The organism is Xenorhabdus miraniensis (assembly GCF_002632615.1).
Genome location: NZ_NITZ01000001.1, coordinates 112,487 through 134,550, shown reverse-complemented (window position 1 = coordinate 134,550; position 22,064 = coordinate 112,487). Strand labels below are relative to the sequence as shown.

The following is a 22,064-nucleotide window of genomic DNA, read 5'->3' as shown; positions in this document are numbered from 1 at the left end:
TTAACTTGGTGAGTTAAGTACGCGATTACCAACAACCAGCTTGCGATTAAACTGTTTAGGATTCCACGAATACTGCACAGATGAAGGGATTTGCGTGCTATTACCGGAAAGACTTTGCAACGACAGATTATTTACTTCGAAGTCTACGCCTTTCATCTTAAGAATTTCACGTAAAATCGCATCGGTGCCACCAGGATTCGTTGGCATTAGGCGACCTGTGAGGCTGTTCTTACGTGCTTTAGTATACAGGCCATATCCGATTTTCATCAGTTCACCTTGCTTGATCAATTGATTAAGTGCACGGCCGATCTGGTCATAACTGGCAATGTCTTCAAAATCTTTGCGCTCAAAGACGTAACGTCTCGAACGTTTCAACTTTTGATTGATTCGATCTGCTGCTGTCATAGGACCTCCTTCTTTATGTATAGGAAGTATACACTAGAGGAAATAAAACTGGAATAAATACGACATCATCTCAAAAATAGATACGGCATTAAAACTAAAAAAATATTTTTAATGAATTGATTTATAATAAGTATTTTTGATTAGCATGAATGTCAGTCCAAATTATCAAACATAATGAACTCGTTTATAAACCAATGTCTTCGGATAGTTTCAGAGCATCTTCAATTTCAACACCCAAATACCGAATTGTGTTATCGAGTTTGACATGCCCGAGTAAGAGCTGAACTGCCTGAATATTTTTAGTTCTGGCATAAATCAAAGTTGCTTTGGTTCTTCTCATCGAATGAGTTCCATATAGATATTCATCATACCCAAGTTCTCTTGCCTATCGTCGAATTATGCTGGCGTTATAACTATAACTCATAGGCTTACCGATTTTACGGGGACTGGGAAAAAGATAATCAGAAGTAGTTAACCTTCGAAGTGATACCCACAGTGTAATGGCTTGAGCTGTTTTTGAGGTTATTTCAAATTGAACATCGCGATCAGTTTTGCTTTGCTGATAAAGCACTCTGTTAATGGATAACACCATTACTACTAATATCACGAACCTTGATCCTGAGTAGATCGTATGATCTCAACTTGCTATCAATAGCTAAGTTGAGCAAAGCAATATATTGAATATTCTCCTGGGCGGGTAGGATGTCAATCGTAGTTCTTTTCATTACAGGGATTAGAACCAGATTTAGGCTGTTGCTTTTCATGTCCCAGATAAGCAGCCAGAATTCAGCCTTAAAAATGGTTTCAAAACGGTCAGTTTTTTAAAGAAGCGGAAAAGCTGGCTCAGATCTTCTGAGGTCTTGAGATTTTCAGCCAGCTCAGCGTCAAAAACTCACTTCCCAATCCCAACCGGATAAGACTCAAACAAAAAACCATCAAAATTAGGATCATCCACATCTGATAATTCAAGCAAACTCTGTTTCACGTTTTCTAAGTGTTGCCACATCGTTTGCTTCGCTGCCGCGGGATCTTTTTTGATCATAGCCGCCAAAATAGCCTGATGATCGCTCAACCATGCTTTACGATAGTCGGTATTGGTAATTCGGCTATGTAACTTCACCCACATAGGATTATTCTCACGCCACGCCCAAGATTGCTTAAGTAATTCAACTAACATACTGTTATGCGTTGCCTGCGCGATGGCTAAATGAAACTCTCTATCTCCGGATTCACTTTCTCCCGAAATCAGATCATTTTTCTCTTTTTCCAATGCGTTGCGCATATTGGCAATATCGACCGGAGTCACCTGGAGCGCCGCAAACTCAGCGATATTACTTTCCAATAATTGGCGCGCTTGTAATAACTCAAAAGGCCCTGCGGCATTGATAGTTGTATCGCTTAAATAAGAGCATGGCAGGCGGGTGAGATAAATACCTGAGCTTTTGCGTACTTCAATGAGGTTTTCCAATTCCAGTACAATTAACGCTTCACGAATAAGAGTGCGTGAAACGCCAAACTTTTCTGCAATTTCACGTTCTGTCGGTAGACGATCACCGGGAAAATAATCCATATCTACAATCATCTGACGTAATGATTGGGCTACTTCATGATAGGGGCGCTTGGAGTCTGCAAAGTTCATCATTTAATGCCGCCGTAAGGTAATATACTTAAATGGAACGACTAAAAATGATGTTATTCTAAGGCATCAATGCCAGAAATATAACCACCTATTCTTGTTACAATAGGTGGTTTTGAGAGAAAATTATTCTATTTTACGCACTCGATTTACCATTTCGAATAATTCCGGTTGGGTTTTAGCAATATCGTCATACATGGGTTTAACCGCGTCTTGAAAGAGGGTTTTATCCACGACAACAAACTCAACACCTTGTTTTTCTGCTTTAGCCCGCTCTTCCTTTTCTGATTTTTCCCAAAGTTGAATCATGTATTTTGAGGAGTTCAGAGCCGCTTTTTTCACAATCTCTTGCTGACCAGTGGTTAATTTACTCAATGAATTGTTCGAGATTAACAGGACATCAGGGATCATCGTATGTTCATCCAGCGAAAAGAATTTTGTCACTTCACTATGGCGGCTTAGCGTAAAAGAAGTAATGTTGTTTTCAGCCGCGTCTACAACACCCTGTTGTAATGCGGTATAGAGTTCACCATAAGCTAATGGTGTTGGATTTCCTTCCAACCCTTTCACCATCGCAATTGCCGTTGGACTGGGCTGTACGCGAATTTTCAAACCTTTTAGATCTTCTGGCGTTCTAATCGGTTTTTTCGCATAAAAACTGCGGGCGCCCGCATCATAATAAGTGAGACCAATAAATCCCATGTTTTGGCTTGAATCGAGGATTTCTTTACCGATATCGCTATTGATGACTTGTTGATAGTGCCCTTTATCGCGGAATAAATAGGGCAGGTTAAAAATGGAATAAGCCGGAGAGAAGGCTTCTAATTCTGCCGCATTGGATTTAGCAATATCCAGAGCACCGTTCTGCATCAATTCGATGGATTCACGTTGGTTGCCCAATTGAGAATCAGAATAGATGCGAATACGGACTTCCCCGTTGGTTTTTTCTTTCACTTCGTTAGCAAACTGGGTCATGGCTTTATGAACAGCATGATCTCGGTTCTGGTTATGGTTGAGTTTTAACGTTGTCACGGCGAAAGCCTGAGATGCCCCCAGCATAAACATTACGCCTGCTGCTATGCCGACTATATCTAAGACCTGTCGTTTGTTGTTCTGCATGTTTGATCCTCCAGAGATGAGTGTCGATTTTTGTTATTTTCTTCTGTGGGCAAACCATAATCAGATCTCACTTATTGGGCAAAGGGTAAAATCCAATTGGTCGATCTGAATCGCAAAAAATGGCATTATTGGTTGACCTTTTGAGTTTGTGATCTATCTCACCCTCTTTCAACTACTTATTTCAATGTTTTTAGTGCGATCAGTATAGATTCTGATGTCTGGGTAGACTTTAATTGGTAAACCAAAATGACAGGAATCGGATAAATGAAAAACCTTGTAGCGATGACCAATAAAAGTTTGGCATTTTTTACCATCTGCCTGCTGGTCTTTCTGGTTTTATGTGTGTCGTGGCAGGTAATTTCACGCTATGTCTTAGATGCACCAAGCACCGAGACTGATGAATTAGCGCGTTATCTGTTTATGTGGATCGCAATGATTGGCGCTGCATATACAACCGGGCAACATCGTCACCTTGCTATCGATCTGTTGATGATGAAATTAACAGGAGTAAAGAAAAGTATTGTTGGTCTGATTATTCAGGCAGTAATTATTTCATTTTCTTCCATTGTGCTGCTTTATGGTGGCAGCCTGCTTGTTTCATCGACACTGGAAAATGGTCAAATCACACCTGTATTAGGTTGGAAGATGGGGTACATCTATTTATGTTTGCCTATCAGCGGAATATTGATGATTTTCTATGCACTCGTTGATGTGATCTCGATTCTTCAGCATTTTTCTGGTCAACCGCCAGTTGTGTCTGAGAGTCATTAATTTGTGGAGATAAGGGGAATAGAGTATGGATTGGTATGTCATTGCCGCACTCTTTGGCACATTTGTAATATTACTGGTATTGAGTGTCCCTATTTCTTTTGCAATCGGCTTCTCTTCGTTAGTCGCTATTACGATGACATTGCCGTTGGGATCGGCGATCACGGTTGTTGCACAACGTATGGCTGCGGGAGTAGATAATTTCTCTTTATTAGCGATCCCGTTCTTTATCCTGGCAGGAAATATTATGAACCAAGGCGGGATTGCTGCGCGTTTGATCAATCTGGCTAAAGTGATTGGCGGCCGTTTGCCGGGATCATTAATGCACGTCAATATTATGGCGAACATGCTTTTCGGGGCAATTTCAGGCTCGGCAGTGGCATCCGCTGCTGCGGTAGGGGGGACAATGGCGCCGATGCAGAGAAAAGAAGGATATGATCCTGAGCTGTCTGCTGCTGTGAATATCGCTTCTTGTCCTTCTGGTTTACTGATCCCACCCAGTAATACCTTGATTGTGTACTCGTTGGTTTCGGGGGGGACATCTGTTGCTGCCTTGTTCTTAGCGGGTTATATCCCCGGCATTATTATGGGGATTTCACTCATGATTGTGTCTGCCATTATTGCCAAGAGGAAGCGCTATCCTGTTGCACCTCGGCCAACATGGAGCGAATTTTTTGATACAGCGTGGAAAGCAATACCGTCATTAATGCTCATTGTGGTGATTATGGGCGGAATTATTGCGGGGATCTTCACGGCGACTGAAGCTTCAGCCATTGCCGTTCTCTACAGTTTTATTCTCGCAGTGGTGATTTATCGTGAAGTGAGTTTCAAACAACTGCCCAAAATTATTCTTGATTCTGCCGTTACCACATCGATTGTTTTACTGCTGATTGGCGTATCAATGGGCATGTCCTGGGCGATGGCCAATGCTGATCTGCCATATTTGATTGCGGATGCGTTGATGGCGGTTTCTGATAATCCACTGACCATCCTGCTAGTCATTAATATCATCCTGCTGATAGTGGGGATCTTTATGGATATGACACCTGCCATTTTGATCTTCACGCCTATTTTCTTACCCGTTGCGATGAGCTTGGGTATCGATCCTGTTCATTTTGGCATCATCATGACGTTTAATCTGGCCATTGGGATTTGTACCCCTCCCGTAGGCAGTGCTTTATTTGTGGGTTGCTCTGTGGGGGATGTGAGTATTGATAAGGTATTGAAGCCACTGTTACCAATGTATATTGCGCTGATCTCGGCGCTAGCACTGGTGACATATCTGCCGCAATTGAGTTTATGGTTACCTGAATTAGTCTTGAACTGAATTAGTCTTGAATGAGTTATAGGGGGGAATTATGAAACAAACTTGGCGTTGGTATGGGCCTGAAGATCCCGTTTCATTAGCGGATATCCGTCAGGCAGGAGCAACAGGGATTGTGACGGCGTTGCACCATATTCCCAATGGCGGAGTCTGGCCTATCGAAGAGATAAAACAGCGTAAGGCACTGATTGAAGAGAATCAACTTGAGTGGACAGTTGTAGAAAGTGTTCCCGTTCATGAAGATATCAAAACGCATACCGGGGAGTACGTTCGATGGATCGAAAACTATCAACAAACCTTACGTAACCTCGCTGCCTGTGGGATCAAAACAATATGCTACAACTTTATGCCTGTTCTGGATTGGACCCGCACTGATCTCGAATATGAATTACCTGATGGTTCAAAAGCGCTGCGTTTTGATCAAATCGAATTTGCTGTTTTTGATATCCACATTTTGCAACGCCGTGGCGCAGAAAAAGCATATTCCGATGCCGAAATTGTACAAGCACAATCACGCTTCGCCTCAATGACAGAAGAAGAAAAACAAAAACTGACAAGCACGATCATCGCTGGTCTTCCCGGTGCAGAGGAAGGCTATACCTTAGAACAACTTCGCCAACACCTAACACGCTATACTGGAATTGATAAGGCCAAGTTGCGTGAGCACTTTGCTTATTTTCTGAAAAAGATCATTCCGGTTGCGGAAGAGATCGGTATCAAAATGGCCGTCCATCCTGATGATCCGCCGCGTGAGATTTTAGGTCTGCCACGCATTGTTTCTACGATAGAGGATATGCGTTGGATAGCCGAAACGATAGACAGCAATGCCAATGGCTATACGATGTGCACCGGATCTTATGGCGTGCGCGCGGATAATGATTTGGTGAAGATGGTCAAATCATTTGGTTCCCGTATCTATTTCCTCCATTTGCGTTCAACTGTACGTGAAGAAAACCCATCCACATTCCACGAAGCGGCGCATCTTGCTGGTGATGTAGATATGTATGAAGTGATCAAAGCGGTTGCGGAAGAAGAACATCGTCGGTTGGCAGCGGGTGAAAATCACCTTATTCCAATGCGGCCTGATCATGGTCATCAAATACTTGATGATTTGAAAAAGAAAACTAACCCCGGCTATTCGGCAATCGGCCGCCTGAAAGGGCTGGCTGAAATTCGTGGCCTTGAGTTGGGTATCCATCGTGCCATCATGGAAAAAAACCTTGTCAATGCGATAACTTCTGTCCCATGCCCTCGCTGGACAACCAAACGCCTTACTTCCCGTATTGTGCATTTAGGGTGCGGTGCTTTTCATCGCGCGCATCAGGCGGTTTATACACATCATGTATTAGAACAAACAGACAGTGATTGGGGATTCTGTGAAGTTAATCTGATGCTAAACGATGCCTCACTGATTGAAAATCTTAAAAAACAATCCATGCGCTATACCGTCGCAGAGAAAGGGCAGGAGGGAATCACATTAAAAATCATTGGCTCAATGAAAGAAGGTATGCACCCATTAATTGATGGCGTTCAGGCGATTATCGAAAAAATGGCGAATCCTGATGTCGCTATCATCTCTTTGACAATCACTGAAAAAGGATATTGTACCGATGCCGCGACAGGGCATTTAGACCCCAATAATGAATTGATTATTAACGATATTGCCAATCCTGCTGTGCCAAGATCAGCCATCGGGTATATCACTGCGGCCTTAAGATTACGTTTTGAACGAAGGTTACCCGCTGTGACGATTTTGTCGTGCGATAACGTTCGGGAAAATGGGCATGTTGCCCGTGAAGCCGTATTGGGTCTGGCGCGTTTGCAGGACGAAAAATTGGCACAATGGATAGAAAACCAAGTGACATTTCCCTGTACGATGGTGGATCGTATTGTGCCGGCAGCCACACCAGAAACGTTAACTGAAATTGCCCAACGGCTGGGCGTTGAAGATCCTTGCGCTATTGCCTGCGAACCTTTCCGTCAATGGGTGATTGAAGATAACTTTGTGAATGGGCGTCCAGATTGGGATCTGGCCGGTGCGCAATTTGTGGACGATGTAGTGCCATTTGAAATGATGAAATTGCGCATGTTAAATGGCGCCCATTCATTTCTGGCCTACCTGGGCTATTTGGGCGGCTATGAGCATATTTCCGATACGATGACAAATGCCGATTATCGTCGGGCAGTGTATGCACTGATGCTGAATGAACAAGCTCCAACACTGTCGATGCCAGAAGATATCGATTTAATGGCTTATGCCGATAAATTGATCGAACGGTTCACTAACCCTGCGTTAAAACATCAGACATGGCAAATTGCGATGGATGGCAGCCAGAAATTGCCACAGCGCATGATTGATTCCATTGAATGGCACCTTTTGAGGGGAAGTGATTATCACCATTTAGCGCTCGGTGTGGCGGGTTGGATGCGTTATGTCAGTGGCGTGGATGAACAAGGTCAACCCATTGATGTGCGTGATCCATTAAAAGGGACCTTTGCTGCGATTTTTGCCGCGATTTCTACCCAATATGGTAGTGGTCATTCTGTTGCTGTGGCGGAAGATGTGGTGAAAGAGCTACTGGCAATTGAATCGATCTTTGGTAAGGAATTGGTAAAAAACCGTGACTTTGTCGATAACGTAACCAAGGCTTACCAGAACTTACTGAATGTTGGCGCACGCCAAGCGGTTGCGGCTCTTTAGGCCATAGAGGAAAATATGATGAAAACCTTTATGTGTGAAACTTTTATGGGTGAAAATTTCCTGTTAAATAATGACGTAGCCCGCCGCCTTTATCATGATTACGCTGCGTTGATGCCTGTCTATGATTATCACTGTCATCTCAATCCAAAAGAGATTGCGCAAAACCGCAGTTTCCACAACCTTGGTCAAATCTGGTTGGAAGGCGATCATTATAAATGGCGGGCGATGCGTGCGGCAGGGATTGAAGAGGGGCTGATTACCGGTACTGAAAGTAGTGATTATGAAAAATACCTCGCATGGGCGAAAACGGTTCCTCTGACGATCGGCAATCCACTGTATCACTGGACACATCTGGAATTGCGACGCCCATTTGGCATTAGCGGAAAATTATTTGGGCCTGACACCGCAGAGGCTCTCTGGCATGAGGCGAACGAGAAACTCTCTCAGCCTGAATTTTCTGCCCGTGGCATTATGCAGCAAATGCAGGTACGAATGGTTGGAACAACGGATGATCCCATTGATTCTCTCGAATATCATCAACAGATTGCAAAAGATAAAGACTTTACCATCAAAGTATTACCAAGCTGGCGTCCAGACAAAGTCTTCAAGATTGAGTTGCCGGGTTTTTGTGACTATCTCGAACGATTAGGAGAAGTCGCAGATATTGTTATCAGGCGTTTTGCTGATTTATTGCAGGCGTTAGAGCGCCGCCTCGAACACTTTCAGGATCACGGTTGTGTGGCATCGGATCATGGTATTGAACAGTTACGTTATGCGCCGACACCTGACGAAAAAGTGTTAGATATTATTTTGCAAAAGCGCAGACAAGGGCAATTACTCAGCGAATTAGAAATAGCGCAATTCACAACCGCGGTGCTGGTTTGGTTAGGTAAGCAGTACGCAAAACGCGGCTGGGTAATGCAAATACATATTGGCGCTTTGCGCAATAACAACACGCGTATGTTTAATCTGTTAGGGCCGGACAGCGGCTTTGATTCCATTGGGGATAATCAGATCGCTTACCCATTATCACGCTTGCTGGATGAGATGGATAAAACAGACGAATTACCGAAAACCATTCTCTACTGCTTAAACCCCCGCGATAATGAAGTGATCGCTACCATGATCGGCAATTTTCAGGGCGGAATTCTTGCACAGGATGGGAAAAGTATCGGGGGAAAAATCCAATTTGGATCGGGCTGGTGGTTTAACGATCAAAAAGATGGTATGCAGCGCCAACTAGAGCAACTCTCTCAGTTAGGCTTATTAAGCCAGTTTGTCGGTATGCTGACAGATTCACGCAGTTTTTTATCCTATACCCGTCATGAATACTTTCGGCGCATTCTCTGCGATATGCTGGGGAACTGGGCCGAAAATGGCGAAATCCCACATGATGAAAAAATGCTGGGACAGATAGTTCAGGATATCTGTTTCAATAATGCTGAACGTTATTTTCAGGCAGTGAAGGGTTAAAGAATGCAGATGCGGAAAATTGCCCTGATTGGCGAATGTATGATTGAGCTAAATGGCATCCCATTTGGTGCCATGACACAAAGCTATGGCGGTGATGTGCTGAACAGTGCGGTCTATCTGGCTCGCGCTGGGGGCGATATGCTTGATATCCATTTCGTTACGGCGATGGGAACGGATCCCTTGAGTGAAGGCATGATCTCACGCTGGCAGCAAGAGGGCATTAATACTTCGTTAGTGTTGCGTGATAGCGCACATCAGCCCGGTTTATACCTGATCCAACTTGATGAAAAAGGTGAGCGCACGTTTCTTTACTGGCGCAATAACTCGGCGGCGCGTTATCTCTTGCAGCATCCTGATTACCCCATAGTGCGCCAGCAATTGCAGAACATGGATGTGCTCTGTCTCAGTGGGATCAGCCTGGCTATTTTGCCCGAAAATGATCGCCAATTGCTGCTAATTGATTTGAAACAGTTATCTTCTGAAGGGAAAGTGATTTTCTTTGACAGTAATTATCGTCCGGCCTTATGGGAACATGAAACGCAAGCCCGTGAGTGTTATCAGCAAATGTATGCCATCACGGATATTGCATTAGTCACTGACGATGATGAAGCGAGTCTCTGGGGAGATACTTCAACTGAGGAAAGTTTTCATCGCCTGCAAAGAATGAGGGTTAAACAAGCCATTATCAAAGCGGGTAAACGGGGCTGTTTTTATCGTGACTTAAGCGGTTGCAATGCCACACAACATATTAAGACTCAACCTGTTACACCCGTCGTTGATACCACTTCGGCGGGTGATGCTTTTAATGCGGGTTTTATTGCGGGGCTGTTAAATGGGAAATCCGTTCATGATTCAGCATTAATGGGGCATCAGCTCGCAGGGGTTGTGATCCAGCATAAAGGGGCGATTATTCCGCAGGCTGCGACACAAGAGGTTACCGCCCGTTTTTTTAATTCGAACGAAATCGGAGAGAATGAAAATGCAAGAGATGATGATACGTCTGCGTCAGATTAAAATTGTACCTGTGATAGCCATTGAAGAGGCCAGAGATATCATTCCTCTTGGTCACGCATTAGCAGACAACGGCCTGCCTGTGGCTGAAATTACGTTTCGTACCGAGAGTGCCGCCGAAGCGATTAGCCTGCTGAAGGCTGAGCGGCCAGATATGCTGATCGGTGCAGGAACCGTGCTTCATCGTGAACATGTTCGTCAGGCAAAATTAGCAGGGGCAGAGTTTGTTGTCTCCCCGGGACTTAACCCAAACACCGTACAGGCGTGCCAGCAAATCGGTATCCCTATCATTCCCGGTGTGAATAACGCCAGCACGATCGAACAAGCGCTGGAATTAGGCATCGATTTTGTCAAATTCTTTCCTGCTGAGCCATCGGGCGGAATTGCGATGATTAAAGCATTACTTGCACCGTACCCACAGTTACAAGTCATGCCAACAGGTGGGATCAGTGTTAAGAACATTCGCGATTATCTTGCTATCCCACAAATTGCTGCATGTGGTGGATCCTGGATGGTCAGCCCACAGTTGATCCGAGATAAGGAGTGGAAAAAGATAGGTAAATTGGTACGGGAGGCGGTGGAGTTAGTTACTGTTTGCTGAGGTGAGAATTTTGGTGATTTTTACCTTGGGTTTGTAGCATCTATGATACGTTGAGTGTATCACGTGGTTGACCACATGAAGTTTCTCTGCCAGCATCTTCTTTATTCTTGATGAGCCTATTGTTGCCTTACCACGTCAATTTTCGACGCATGATTGGTTTGTTATTCTGTTCCCCATATATATGGATATATGGGGATCGTCCTCATAATAATCTTCCTTATTACAAGGATAGTGGGCTTATGAATTATTTATTAGTGTAGAGTTATGTAAGTAACTTACATAACAATAGGATATAGAAGAATCTGCTGTATTTTTGTGGATCAAATCTCATTAGCAGTTATTTATTTCAGAAAATCCATGATAAGAGAGTTAATCACTGCTATCAGTGTCGTGAAGAGCTATATTAAACCGACGATTAGGTAAGTTTCAGGAGTTGCAGCCACCTACAAAAAACCTCAATCAACACCGTCCTAACCAAGATCGCCTCTTCGGAGATAAAAGCACAATCCAAGCTTAATTATTTTAATTTCAGTAAAAATAATAAATTATAAAACTCGTTATTAAAACAATAAAAAATAATACTAATAAATTAATGAATTCCGATATCAAAAAAAGAGTTCTGTTTTTGAATGATGATTATTAGTATGAAAAGAGAGTCAGAATGTTGCAACAGGAAGACAAATGTTGGTGTTTTTGTAAGCCTCGGTGGGTGGGGGGAATGATTGAGGTGAAACCGGGGTGTTTGTGTGGTTGCAAAATAATCAATAAGAAATTATTTCCAACAGGAAAAATTAGGTTCGAAATAGTACATAATGTTATCATCCGTGAAATGATAATAAAAAATGACATATTGTCATTGTTTCGGCTTTCAATTTGGGCTTACTGCGTTTATTATGCGCGCTTCGTAATTTCAACCGGCGCCACTGGCTTTGAGCTTTAGCGAAGAAATGATGCTTCCTGCTAGCTAACACAGTCTTTTCCCGTGGCGGTTCTATCTGCATTATTCCAAGGGATAGATGATAGCATAAATGACTGAGAATACCTCTCTGACACCACTTGTTGAATTGAAAGCCTTAAGTAAAGGCTTCGATGACAAACAAGTTATTTCACAGCTCGATCTGACAATCAATGATGGCGAGTTCCTGACCATTCTTGGGCCATCCGGTTGTGGCAAAACCACAGTACTCCGTCTGATTGCCGGGCTGGAAGATGCGGACTGCGGCAAGATTTTACTGGAAGGGCTGGATATTACCGATATCCCGGCCGAGCACCGTCACGTTAATACGGTCTTCCAAAGTTATGCCCTGTTCCCCCATATGACCGTATTTGAAAACGTCGCTTTTGGCCTTCGAATGCAGAAAACACCGGAAAAAGAGATTGCTCCGCGTGTTGAGGAAGCATTGCGCATGGTTCAGCTTGAAGAGTTTGCCCAGCGTAAACCCGCCCAGCTTTCCGGTGGCCAGCAGCAGCGTGTGGCAATTGCCCGTGCGGTTGTGAATAAACCCAAGGTCTTGCTGTTGGATGAATCACTGTCCGCACTCGATTACAAATTGCGCAAGCAGATGCAAAATGAGCTGAAAGCGCTTCAGCGCAAGCTCGGTATTACCTTTATCTTCGTTACCCATGATCAGGAAGAAGCGCTGGTCATGTCAGACCGTATCGTAGTGATGCGTGACGGGCGGATCGAACAGGATGGTTCTCCGCGTGAGATTTATGAAGAGCCGAAAAACCTGTTTGTTGCCCGTTTTATCGGCGAAATCAATATCTTTGATGCCGAAGTGTTGCATCGTATTGATGAGCAGCGGATACGCGCCAATGTCGAAGGACACGAATGTGATATTTTCACCGCACTGCCAGTGACGGTTGGGCAAACGCTGAAAGTGTTGCTGCGCCCGGAAGATCTGCGCGTGGAAGAGATCAATAACGGTGAGCAAGTATCGGGTTTGATTGGTTATGTCCGTGAACGTAACTACAAGGGCATGACACTGGATTCTGTGGTCGAAATGGAAAATGGCAAAATGGTTATGGTGAGCGAATTCTTTAATGAAGACGATCCTGATGTTGACCATTCCCTGAACCAGAAGATTGCCGTCACTTGGGTAGAAAGCTGGGAGGTTGTGCTGGTCGATGAAGAAGACGCGTAAACTATTCCAGAATGTCGTCATTACGGGCGTGGTATCGTGGTTGATGCTGTTCGTCTTTCTGCCGAACCTGATGATCATCGGAACCAGCTTCCTCACCCGTGATGATGCCAATCTGGTACAGATGGTATTTTCACTGGATAACTACACCCGGTTGTTCGATCCGCTGTATGCCGAAGTGTTGCTGCATTCGCTGAATATGGCGATTGTGGCGACGCTGTGCTGTCTGGTGATTGGTTATCCGTTTGCTTTTTTTCTGGCACGAATGCCGAAGAAACTGCGTCCGCTCATGCTGTTTTTGCTGATTGTACCGTTCTGGACGAACTCGTTAATCCGTATTTATGGCTTGAAAATGTTCCTCAGTACCCGTGGCTATTTGAATGATTTTCTGCTGTGGGTGGGGGTTATCGATAAGCCGCTGCGCATAATGTATACCTCTGAAGCGGTTGTGCTGGGACTGGTTTATATCTTGCTGCCGTTTATGGTAATGCCGCTCTATTCCAGCATTGAGAAACTGGATAATTCCTGTCTGGAAGCGGCGCGCGATTTAGGTGCAGGTAAGTTACAGACCTTTATCCGCATTATCGTACCACTGACGATACCGGGCATTATTGCGGGTTGTCTGCTGGTACTGCTGCCTGCGATGGGGCTGTTCTATGTGGCTGACTTGATGGGCGGGGCGAAAAATCTGCTGATCGGTAACGTGATTAAGAGCCAGTTCCTCAATATCCGCGATTGGCCGTTTGGGGCGGCGACCAGCATCTGTCTGACGCTGGTGATGGGGCTGATGTTGTTGGTTTACTATCGTGCGGCTAAGCTGCTGAACAAGAAGGTAGAACTGGAATGATCGGACGCCTGTTGCGCGGTGGCTTCATGACCATCGTTTATGCTTACCTGTATATCCCGATTATTATTCTGCTGGTAAGTTCGTTTAACCAGTCACGCTTTGGCATTAGCTGGCAGGGTTTTACCACCGAGTGGTATAGCCTGCTGTTCTCCAATGACAGCCTGCTACAAGCGGCAGGCCACTCCCTGACGATGGCAGTAGCATCCGCCACGTTCGCCACGCTGATTGGTTCCCTGACTGCGGTTGCCCTGTATCGTTACTCGTTCCGTGGCAAAAAGTTTGTTGGCGGTATGTTGTTTGTCGTGATGATGTCGCCGGATATTGTGATGGCGATTTCATTACTGGTGCTGTTTATGCTGCTCGGCATCTCACTTGGGTTCTGGTCACTGCTGTTTTCGCACATCACTTTCTGCCTGCCGTTTGTGGTTGTGACGGTTTACTCCCGCCTGAAAGATTTCGATGTCAAAATGCTGGAGGCGGCGCGCGATTTGGGGGCAGGTGAACTGACTATCCTGCGTAAAATCATCCTGCCATTGGCGATGCCGGCAGTGATGGCAAGTTGGTTACTGAGCTTTACCTTGTCGATGGATGATGTGGTCGTTTCCTCATTTGTAACAGGGCCAAGTTATGAAATTCTGCCACTGAAGATCTATTCAATGGTCAAAGTCGGGGTTTCGCCGGAAGTTAACGCATTGGCAACAATTTTGTTAATGATGTCGTTGGTTCTGGTATTGATTAGCCAATTTGTTATGCGTGATCGCACCAGTAAATCCTAAACTTCTCTATTCAGCGTGGTTGCAGGTTGGCCACGCTTCAGGAATAACATCGTGGTATTCAGAGCTGTTCGCTTGTTTTCATCAATAAAAATATGACCGCGAGCAATAGCGAACCAATATGTTGCGGCTAGTTCGTAGATAGATGTAAAAGATAGTTATGAAGGGCAATCACTTCAGGCTTTACCCTATAAAATGCGGCTTTTATAATAGCTTTTTTTGGGGGGTAGGTTCATGTTGAACCTATATACGATACTAACGCACTGACTGCGTGGAAAGCATGACATGAAAAAGTGGTTTTATCTGTTAGCCGCTGGGATGATGGCATTAAGCATGGGTTTGGTGAATGCCGCTTCTGCTAATGATGGCAAGACGCTGTATTTCTACAACTGGACTGAATATGTTCCGCCTGGTTTGCTCAACCAGTTCACTAAAGAAACTGGGATTAAGGTGATTTATTCCACCTATGAATCCAATGAGAGCATGTATACCAAGCTGAAAACCTATAAAGACGGCGCTTACGATTTAGTGGTTCCATCTACTTACTTTGTCTCAAAGATGAGTAAAGAAGGGATGTTGCAAAAAATCGATACAAGTAAATTGAGCAATTTCCATAATCTTGATCCTAACTTGCTGCATAAGTCTTTCGACCCGAATAATGATTATTCGATTCCTTATATTTGGGGCGCAACGGCGATTGGCGTCAACAGCGATAATATTGATCCTAAAACTATTTCTTCCTGGGCTGATTTTTGGAAGCCAGAGTACAAAGGCAGCTTAGTACTGACTGACGATGCGCGTGAAGTCTTCCAAATGGCGCTGTTGAAACTGGGATATTCCGGTAATACTACCGATCCGAAAGAGATTGAAGCTGCTTATCAGGAACTGAGAAAACTGATGCCAAACGTACTGGCATTTAACTCTGATAACCCGGCCAATCCATTTATGGAAGGTGAGGTTGATATCGGCATGATGTGGACTGGCTCTGCTTATGTTGCGCGTCAGGCTGGCACACCTGTTGATATTATCTGGCCGAAAGAAGGCGGAATTTTCTGGATGGATAGTCTGGCTATTCCGGCGAATGCCAAGAATGTCGATGGTGCAATGAAGTTAATTGATTTCTTGTTACGTCCAGAAATTGCGGCACAGGTTGCCAATAAAATTGGTTACCCAACCCCGAACTTGGGTGCGAAAAAATTACTGTCAAAAGAAATGACAGAAGATAAATCTTTGTATCCCGATGAAGCTGTGATCCAGAAAGGGGAATGGCAGAATGATGTTGGCAATGCCAATATCCTGTATGAAGAGTATTTCCATAAATTGAAAGCAGGTCAGTGACCTGACATTCAGTTGAATTATTGGGGGAGCTCTGGCTCCCCTTTTTATATATTTTCAGGTTATTCTTTAAAAACCTGATTACGATGCCAGGTGATGAAATTTTCCAACGGATAATAGTTTTTATTTTGGGGAAGTAATATAGGTTGTTTTGCAAAACTCCAAAAAAGCTGCTTAACCATTCGGCCGCCATTAATACTTTCTGAAACCAGTAAATTCATATTATTGTCAATACTGATTGAACCCATATCAAATGCGGAATGGTGCAGTGAACATAAGGCCAGCCCGTTATTTACGGTACACGGCCCACCGTGTTGTTTCCATTTGATATGTGCCGCCTCCAGCCCAACGGGAGTACTGTCATGCCGCAGGTTGTAACCACATATAGCACACTCGTAGTTATAGGCGCGTAATATTTGCCGGCGAAAATGCGGATCACGTTTTTTACGGATATCACTTAAAGAGAAATCCAATTGATTGGCGAGCAGTTCCTGTATGCTGTCAGGGAAATGTTCACTGAGGATTTGTTGTGCCAATTTATCGATGGTAGCGGGTTTACTGCGCAATAACTTATAGCTTGATTGGTCGAAACCGGCCTTAACACCGAACTCAATTAGCTCACGTCTTGGCGGTTGCCTGCTGCCATTTTGTGGTGTGCAAAGCTCGGCATTCTGCAATTCCCAAAATCCATCGCCGCGTAATCGCCAGAAGGGTAAGGAAGGATCGTGGCTTTTACGTCTTGGACCAAAGTTATTGAGTAATTCCAGTAATGGCCGGTGGATCTCCTCCCCATAATCAAACAGTTGTTCATGGCCTTTCTGATATTGAGAGAGCACGTACAACAACAATAATGGCTTATGTGGTGCACGTTGATCCCCTTTACGCCATATAGAAAGGTTTGAGATTGCAACTTGTAGTTCTTTGATTGTAGGCATGTAAGCTGTTTGATTAATGAAGAAAGGTATTGCGATCATGCTCGCAAAAGTGAGAGAGGGCAAGGTGTTGGTTTGGGTGTTTTTTGTCGTGAGTTATGTCATGGTGTGTTGATCGGTTTTTCCATCATTCAGTTACGGCGGCATTTATTTATTGATCTTATATCGGGGGTATTGACGGCAATTGTTATTGGCGCATTGTGCCAGCTAATCTTACAGGCGGCTGTCGCGCGTTCTGATTGTAAGAGCAGCAGAAAATGGGATATGGGAAAATAGGAATAAGAAAGAAAATAGCATTTTATTTAGTGGATTATTCCTCTAAATAGTCTGCTATTAATTCAGAGGATTAAACTGGATGTTTTTATTTTCAAAAGATATATGTGCTGGTGAATTGATTATTTTCTTTTGTTTAAGAGCAAGTAAAAGAATTGGATTAATACTTGTACAGTATTTATATCATGCCTATATATAAGTAATTTATTTATGAAATAAAAACAAAAATGACTATTTTTAATGATTAAATCAAGTAAGTTTATTTGTAAGATAATATTAATTTTTACGTTACATAAACACAACAAACACGATGATTAAATCTCATAATACATTTTTTTATTAAAAAAAGTTTATGGCATTGAAATGGTTAATTGATAAAACTTTTTATTTTTCATGTATCTGTAATCTATATTTCAATTTAGTAATGTGATGTATCATAAATATCTACTTCCTGTTTAATCAGCTATCTGATAAATACTAAATTGATTTAAGCCCTATACTCAGAATTCATTTCATATTCTGACAATATATTTAAACAAAAAATTAACATTCGGAAGTAATAAAAAAATGAAAAACTCAAACGAATTGATCCCATTAAAGATCATTGCCTCTGGAACTGCTTTGCCTGAGCATAAGGTGTATTCATCCGATTTAGATCTGAAATTAAATAAACCGACTGGATTTGTACAAAAGCATTCGGGAATTGAATATCGTTATCATTCTGATTATGAAGCCTCTCCGGCCAAATTAGCGGTAGAGGCATTGCATAATACTTTACAAACATACCAAATTTCGCCGGATTCGATTGATTTATTGATTTCAGCTTCCGCAATACCCATTCAGGCTTTACCTTATTCTGCCGCGCATATTTTGAAAGAGAGTCAATTAAAGGCAGGAACCGCCTGTTTTGATATTAATGCAAGCTGCGTTAGTTTTGTTTCCGCTTTGGATATTGCAGCAGGGTTATTGGCAACCAAACAGTATCGACGTATTGCAATTGTTTCTGCGGAGATGGCTTCCCGTGGTATTGATTGGTCACATCAAGAATCCTCATTGATTTTTGGTGATGGCGCGGCTTGTATGATCGTTGAAAGAGGGGATGGAAAAAGCGGGATTGTGACTTATAAACATGAAACTTATCCAGAAGGCCTTGAGTTATGTGAAATTCGCGCTGGAGGAACCCGTAAAAATCTCCGTACGGGTATGGAAGATAAGGATTTTCTGTTCCAGATGCAGGGGCGGCCATTGTTTAAACTGACCGCTTCATTAATTGAAGGTTTTACAGAGCGCGTACTGGCGAGTGCTGACCTTAAGATGTCCGATATTGATACCGTGATCCCCCATCAAGCCAGTCATTTGGGATTGGAACATATCCGTAAGCGGCTGAATATCAAAGATGAGAGATTTGTGAATATCTATCGTTATCGTGGCAATCAGGTCGCGGCATCGATTCCCACTGCGTTGCACGAAGCCATTATGACGGATCGCTATTATGGTCGTGATTATGTGATGTTGCTTGGTACGGCGGCCGGGCTTTCACTCAGTGAGATGATTCTGAAACCATGAAAATTCTTGTAACTGGTGCAACAAGTGGCTTAGGGCGTAATGCCGTTGATTACCTGTTATCACATGGGGAGTCAGTTGTGGCAACCGGACGTGATCAGCGGGCGGGAGGGGTATTAACCCAGTTGGGTGCGGAATTTCGCTGTGCTGAATTGGAAACCTTAACCGTGGATGAGGCCATTGAGTTGATGGCAGATTGTGATGCGGTCTGGCATTGTGCCGCTAAATCCTCTCCCTGGGGCGATCCTGATGAATTTGACCGCATCAATTTGACCGCAACGTCTATATTGGCACAAGCAGCGGGAATATGTGGTATCCGGCGGTTTGTTCATATTTCCACCCCTGCCGTATATTTCAATTTCTCGCACCAACAGCACATAACTGAAAATCAACGTAGCCAGCGTTTCGCAAATGATTATGCCCGAACGAAATTCTTGGCTGAGGAATGTGTACTCCGGCTGATGCGCCGTTATCCTGAGACTACGTATATTATTCTGCGTCCTCGTGGGTTATTTGGCCCGCATGACAGAGTATTGTTACCACGCTTGATGGCACAAGTTAAGGCCAGCAAGGGAGTCATGGTCTTGCCTGCGGGCGGGAAGAATGCTCTGGATCTCACTTATGTCATGAATGTCGTCCATGCGATGTCATTGGCGACGCATCGGGAAGGATTGCAAAGTGGGGCGATATATAACATTACCAATCAACAGCCACAGCCATTGGCAAAAACATTAGGGCAGTTATTTGACGAGATGAAGTTTGGTTATCGGATTAAATCATTGCCTTATTCACTTTTGTATGGGTTTGCGGCGGTGTTGGAAGGTATTGCGATGCTCACCCGGAAAGAGCCGTTATTGACGCGTTATGGTATTGGTGCGGCCTATTACTCTATGACGCTGGATAATTCAAAAGCACGGGAAGAACTGGGCTATGAACCGGTTTATACCATGGAGGAAGGCATTCATTTAACAGCCAATTGGTTGAAACAGATAGACAAGCAGGCGGGTTAAGATGGTTAAGATGCGTGTTTTTGAAGTGGGATATTGTACCCATCCCGGCTGTATGGCGCTAAAAGGTGCAAGTCTTCGCGTATGTAAATTTCCTGCCCGCGCATGGTTGTTGGAGTGCCATGACAAGCGCTGGCTGCTTGATACCGGATATGCCAGCCATTTTTACGATCATACCCGCAGTGGGGTTATTCGGTTTTATCGCACTGTCACGCCAGTCTATTTTGACACCAAAGATTCGTTGGTGATGCAACTGAAAGAGGAAGGCATTCAACCCCATGATATTGATGGCATCATCATTTCTCATTTTCATGGTGACCATATTGCTGGATTGCGGGATTTTCCTCAGTCCAAATTTATCTGTTCGGGAGAAGGCTGGCAGCAAACACGCAATTTACGGGGTATCGCTGCGCTGAAAAGGGCGTTTGTACGGGGATTAATTCCTGAGAATTTTGAATCCAGAGTCAGTTTTTATGAAGGGTTTGAAGCGTGTCCGTTGCCAGAAGAATTGGCGGTATTGGGTGAAGGGTATGCTGTGCCAGATAGCCAAAAACAGATGCTTATTGTACCACTGCCCGGTCATGCGGCGGGGCATCTGGGCCTCTGTGTATTGACTGAACAAGGCTGGATCGTGTTGGCGGGCGATGCGGCATGGTCACCGAGTAACTATCGTGAATTGCGTGGGCCGGCACGGTTGGCGAATATCATTATGGATGATAGCCGCGCCTATTATGAGACGTTAAATAAGCTGCACCAGATTGACCAAAAGCAGGTTCCTATCCAGCTATGTCATGAGGGAGATTTGGAATGATACTTAAAACGCTTTGGTACTATTGGCGTGCCAGAAAACTGTGGAAATTTTCCAGCCGCCAGCAGCTTGAACAGCATCAATCGAGAGAATTAGCGGCATTTCGGCGCAATGTACTGACGAAAAGCCCCTATTTTGCCTCGTATGGCAATTTACCGTTGGCGGCATATCCGCTGATGAATAAAGCCATCATGATGGAGAACTTTGACCAGATGAATACGGCGGGTCTCAAGCGTGATGAACTGTTGGAATGCGCACGGTTGAGTGAACAATCACGTGACTTTAAGCCGACAGTCGGTAAATTCAGTGTCGGAATGTCGTCAGGGACGTCAGGACAGCGGGGTATTTTTGTTATCAGCCCTAAAGAACGGAGCATTTGGGCGGGAACGATGCTTGCCAAGATGCTGCCAAACGGTTTATTTCACGGCGAACGCGTCGCACTGTTTTTACGGGCGGGAAATAACCTTTACGATAGTGTGCAGAATCGTTGGATATCTTTCCGTTTTTTTGATTTGTTCGCTGACTTTAATCAGCAGGTGCAAGCGCTGGTGGAATACCAGCCTACTATTGTTGTTGCACCCGCTCAGGTTTTGCGGGCGCTGGCATTGAAGATCCAGCAAAGAGAGGTGTCATTATCGCCAACGAAAGTGATTTCGGCGGCAGAAGTGTTGGAACCACAAGATCGTCAATTATTAGAGAATGTATTTCGGGAAGTGGGCGAAGTTTATCAGGCAACGGAAGGTTTTCTGGCGTGTACTTGCCCACAGGGAACGCTGCATCTTAACGAAGAATTTCTTCATGTTGAGCCGAAATGGATCGATGAATCACGTTTTAATCCGATCATCACGGATTTTACGCGGGAAACTCAACCTATTGTGCGTTATCAGCTTGACGATATTTTGGTGGCGAAGAAAACCCCGTGCCCTTGTGGCAATCCGGCATTAGCGATAGAGCGCATTGAAGGTCGCAGCGATGATCAGTTGATTTTGCCAGCACATAATGGCGGAAATGTGAGTATTTTTGCCGATCCTTGTTCGCGGATTATTGCCAATACTTTACCGCTGACGAGTGATTATCGGCTGACACAGACGGATTTATTACTAAACTTGGAAGGGGATTGTGATATGGCGATCCTTCAACAATGCCGGTCCGCCTTGACGGACTATTTCGCCAAACAGGGCGTCAATGTAGATAAAATTGAATGGCAGTGTGTGTCACAGGCAATATCGCCGGATCTGTTTAATAAACGCCGTCGGATTATCAGGAAAAAGGGATAGCTGGGGGCAGGGGAGACTATTTAAATAGGCTTGGAATAGACTGCTTGCCTGTCACAGCGCAATCGTACCG

20 protein-coding genes and 3 pseudogenes are annotated in these 22,064 nt (G+C 44.2%); 16 read left to right on the top strand and 7 right to left on the bottom strand.

The window, feature by feature from the left end; all coding sequences use genetic code 11:
• The 5 genes and pseudogenes from Xmir_RS00580 to Xmir_RS00560 all read right to left on the bottom strand — a co-directional run bounded on the left by Xmir_RS00580 (position 1) and on the right by Xmir_RS00560 (position 3,160).
• The gene (locus Xmir_RS00580; protein WP_099112566.1) at positions 1-405 is read right to left on the bottom strand and encodes a DUF6088 family protein; all 405 of its coding nucleotides are present in this window, start codon (positions 403-405) and stop codon (positions 1-3) included.
• A gap of 184 nt (positions 406-589) precedes the next feature.
• Entirely contained in the window at positions 590-745 is a 156-nt protein-coding gene (locus Xmir_RS27780) for a site-specific integrase (protein WP_244170821.1), read from the bottom strand.
• A gap of 383 nt (positions 746-1,128) precedes the next feature.
• Positions 1,129-1,282 (bottom strand): annotated as a pseudogene (locus tag Xmir_RS33030) (IS256 family transposase); the annotation flags it as partial.
• A 15-nt stretch (positions 1,283-1,297) separates the two neighbouring features.
• Entirely contained in the window at positions 1,298-2,047 is a 750-nt protein-coding gene (locus tag Xmir_RS00565) for an FCD domain-containing protein (RefSeq protein WP_099112565.1), read from the bottom strand.
• Between the two features lie 120 nt (positions 2,048-2,167).
• Positions 2,168-3,160 (bottom strand): TRAP transporter substrate-binding protein, encoded by a 993-nt coding sequence (locus Xmir_RS00560; protein ID WP_099112564.1) that lies wholly within the window; start codon positions 3,158-3,160, stop codon positions 2,168-2,170.
• Between the two features lie 264 nt (positions 3,161-3,424).
• Here Xmir_RS00560 and Xmir_RS00555 point away from each other — a divergent pair, with 264 nt between their 5' ends.
• The 10 genes and pseudogenes from Xmir_RS00555 (at position 3,425) to potC (ending at position 14,802) form a co-directional block, all read left to right on the top strand.
• A complete protein-coding gene (locus Xmir_RS00555) occupies positions 3,425-3,931 on the top strand; it encodes a TRAP transporter small permease (protein ID WP_099112563.1) in 507 nt (168 codons plus the stop codon).
• A gap of 25 nt (positions 3,932-3,956) precedes the next feature.
• Positions 3,957-5,255: a TRAP transporter large permease gene (locus tag Xmir_RS00550; RefSeq protein ID WP_099112562.1), complete on the top strand. Its 1,299-nt coding sequence runs from the start codon at positions 3,957-3,959 to the stop codon at positions 5,253-5,255.
• A gap of 31 nt (positions 5,256-5,286) precedes the next feature.
• A pseudogene (gene uxuA / locus Xmir_RS26085) lies at positions 5,287-6,468 on the top strand (mannonate dehydratase); the annotation flags it as partial.
• Positions 6,460-7,953, top strand: a complete 1,494-nt coding sequence (locus tag Xmir_RS26080; protein WP_208620375.1) for a fructuronate reductase — start codon at positions 6,460-6,462, stop codon at positions 7,951-7,953. The pseudogene uxuA and the gene Xmir_RS26080, both read left to right, overlap by 9 nt.
• A 30-nt stretch (positions 7,954-7,983) precedes the next feature.
• Positions 7,984-9,426 (top strand): glucuronate isomerase, encoded by a 1,443-nt coding sequence (gene uxaC, locus Xmir_RS00540; protein WP_244170832.1) that lies wholly within the window; start codon positions 7,984-7,986, stop codon positions 9,424-9,426.
• Between the two features lie 3 nt (positions 9,427-9,429).
• Complete coding sequence (locus tag Xmir_RS00535) at positions 9,430-10,440, top strand: sugar kinase (RefSeq protein WP_099112559.1); 1,011 nt, start codon at positions 9,430-9,432, stop codon at positions 10,438-10,440.
• On the top strand, positions 10,406-11,038 hold the full coding sequence (locus tag Xmir_RS00530) for a bifunctional 4-hydroxy-2-oxoglutarate aldolase/2-dehydro-3-deoxy-phosphogluconate aldolase (protein WP_099112558.1): 633 nt from the start codon (positions 10,406-10,408) through the stop codon (positions 11,036-11,038). The genes Xmir_RS00535 and Xmir_RS00530 overlap by 35 nt, the downstream gene beginning before the upstream one ends.
• A gap of 1,028 nt (positions 11,039-12,066) precedes the next feature.
• Complete coding sequence (potA, locus tag Xmir_RS00520) at positions 12,067-13,182, top strand: spermidine/putrescine ABC transporter ATP-binding protein PotA (RefSeq protein WP_099112556.1); 1,116 nt, start codon at positions 12,067-12,069, stop codon at positions 13,180-13,182.
• Positions 13,166-14,026 carry a spermidine/putrescine ABC transporter permease PotB gene (gene potB, locus Xmir_RS00515; RefSeq protein WP_099112555.1) on the top strand — a complete coding sequence of 287 codons (861 nt, stop codon included), beginning with the start codon at positions 13,166-13,168 and terminating at the stop codon, positions 14,024-14,026. The genes potA and potB overlap by 17 nt, the downstream gene beginning before the upstream one ends.
• Positions 14,023-14,802, top strand: coding sequence for a spermidine/putrescine ABC transporter permease PotC (potC, locus tag Xmir_RS00510; RefSeq protein WP_099112554.1), 780 nt, complete (start codon positions 14,023-14,025; stop codon positions 14,800-14,802). The genes potB and potC overlap by 4 nt, the downstream gene beginning before the upstream one ends.
• A 32-nt stretch (positions 14,803-14,834) precedes the next feature.
• Here potC and Xmir_RS00505 read toward each other — a convergent pair.
• A pseudogene (locus Xmir_RS00505) lies at positions 14,835-14,948 on the bottom strand (Fic family protein); the annotation flags it as partial.
• A 136-nt stretch (positions 14,949-15,084) separates the two neighbouring features.
• Here Xmir_RS00505 and potD point away from each other — a divergent pair.
• Positions 15,085-16,137 carry a spermidine/putrescine ABC transporter substrate-binding protein PotD gene (gene potD / locus Xmir_RS00500; protein ID WP_099112553.1) on the top strand — a complete coding sequence of 351 codons (1,053 nt, stop codon included), beginning with the start codon at positions 15,085-15,087 and terminating at the stop codon, positions 16,135-16,137.
• A gap of 59 nt (positions 16,138-16,196) precedes the next feature.
• Here potD and Xmir_RS00495 read toward each other — a convergent pair whose 3' ends face one another.
• Positions 16,197-17,069 carry a phosphorothioated DNA-binding restriction endonuclease gene (locus Xmir_RS00495; RefSeq protein WP_099112552.1) on the bottom strand — a complete coding sequence of 291 codons (873 nt, stop codon included), beginning with the start codon at positions 17,067-17,069 and terminating at the stop codon, positions 16,197-16,199.
• A gap of 9 nt (positions 17,070-17,078) precedes the next feature.
• On the opposite strand from Xmir_RS00495, the gene Xmir_RS00490 reads away from it, so the two are divergent.
• From Xmir_RS00490 to Xmir_RS00470, 5 genes are all read left to right on the top strand, one after another.
• On the top strand, positions 17,079-17,342 hold the full coding sequence (locus tag Xmir_RS00490; RefSeq protein WP_099112551.1) for a phosphatase PAP2 family protein: 264 nt from the start codon (positions 17,079-17,081) through the stop codon (positions 17,340-17,342).
• Positions 17,343-17,906: 564 nt separating this feature from the next.
• Entirely contained in the window at positions 17,907-18,905 is a 999-nt protein-coding gene (locus Xmir_RS00485) for a 3-oxoacyl-[acyl-carrier-protein] synthase III C-terminal domain-containing protein (protein ID WP_099112550.1), read from the top strand.
• Positions 18,902-19,912, top strand: coding sequence for an NAD-dependent epimerase/dehydratase family protein (locus Xmir_RS00480; protein WP_099112549.1), 1,011 nt, complete (start codon positions 18,902-18,904; stop codon positions 19,910-19,912). The genes Xmir_RS00485 and Xmir_RS00480 overlap by 4 nt, the downstream gene beginning before the upstream one ends.
• 1 nt (position 19,913) lies before the next feature.
• Entirely contained in the window at positions 19,914-20,720 is an 807-nt protein-coding gene (locus Xmir_RS00475) for an MBL fold metallo-hydrolase (protein ID WP_099112548.1), read from the top strand.
• Positions 20,717-21,994, top strand: coding sequence for a F390 synthetase-related protein (locus Xmir_RS00470; protein ID WP_099112547.1), 1,278 nt, complete (start codon positions 20,717-20,719; stop codon positions 21,992-21,994). The genes Xmir_RS00475 and Xmir_RS00470 overlap by 4 nt, the downstream gene beginning before the upstream one ends.
• The last annotated feature ends 70 nt before the right edge of the window (positions 21,995-22,064 follow it).

Coding starts and splice junctions, on each gene's coding strand:
- Xmir_RS00580 (WP_099112566.1), bottom strand. CDS start 405: ATGACAGCAGCAGATCGAATCAATCAAAAGTTGAAACGTTCGAGACGT.
- Xmir_RS27780 (WP_244170821.1), bottom strand. CDS start 745: ATGAGAAGAACCAAAGCAACTTTGATTTATGCCAGAACTAAAAATATT.
- Xmir_RS00565 (WP_099112565.1), bottom strand. CDS start 2,047: ATGATGAACTTTGCAGACTCCAAGCGCCCCTATCATGAAGTAGCCCAA.
- Xmir_RS00560 (WP_099112564.1), bottom strand. CDS start 3,160: ATGCAGAACAACAAACGACAGGTCTTAGATATAGTCGGCATAGCAGCA.
- Xmir_RS00555 (WP_099112563.1), top strand. CDS start 3,425: ATGAAAAACCTTGTAGCGATGACCAATAAAAGTTTGGCATTTTTTACC.
- Xmir_RS00550 (WP_099112562.1), top strand. CDS start 3,957: ATGGATTGGTATGTCATTGCCGCACTCTTTGGCACATTTGTAATATTA.
- Xmir_RS26080 (WP_208620375.1), top strand. CDS start 6,460: ATGGAAAAAAACCTTGTCAATGCGATAACTTCTGTCCCATGCCCTCGC.
- uxaC (WP_244170832.1), top strand. CDS start 7,984: ATGTGTGAAACTTTTATGGGTGAAAATTTCCTGTTAAATAATGACGTA.
- Xmir_RS00535 (WP_099112559.1), top strand. CDS start 9,430: ATGCAGATGCGGAAAATTGCCCTGATTGGCGAATGTATGATTGAGCTA.
- Xmir_RS00530 (WP_099112558.1), top strand. CDS start 10,406: ATGCAAGAGATGATGATACGTCTGCGTCAGATTAAAATTGTACCTGTG.
- potA (WP_099112556.1), top strand. CDS start 12,067: ATGACTGAGAATACCTCTCTGACACCACTTGTTGAATTGAAAGCCTTA.
- potB (WP_099112555.1), top strand. CDS start 13,166: ATGAAGAAGACGCGTAAACTATTCCAGAATGTCGTCATTACGGGCGTG.
- potC (WP_099112554.1), top strand. CDS start 14,023: ATGATCGGACGCCTGTTGCGCGGTGGCTTCATGACCATCGTTTATGCT.
- potD (WP_099112553.1), top strand. CDS start 15,085: ATGAAAAAGTGGTTTTATCTGTTAGCCGCTGGGATGATGGCATTAAGC.
- Xmir_RS00495 (WP_099112552.1), bottom strand. CDS start 17,069: ATGCCTACAATCAAAGAACTACAAGTTGCAATCTCAAACCTTTCTATA.
- Xmir_RS00485 (WP_099112550.1), top strand. CDS start 17,907: ATGAAAAACTCAAACGAATTGATCCCATTAAAGATCATTGCCTCTGGA.
- Xmir_RS00480 (WP_099112549.1), top strand. CDS start 18,902: ATGAAAATTCTTGTAACTGGTGCAACAAGTGGCTTAGGGCGTAATGCC.
- Xmir_RS00475 (WP_099112548.1), top strand. CDS start 19,914: ATGGTTAAGATGCGTGTTTTTGAAGTGGGATATTGTACCCATCCCGGC.
- Xmir_RS00470 (WP_099112547.1), top strand. CDS start 20,717: ATGATACTTAAAACGCTTTGGTACTATTGGCGTGCCAGAAAACTGTGG.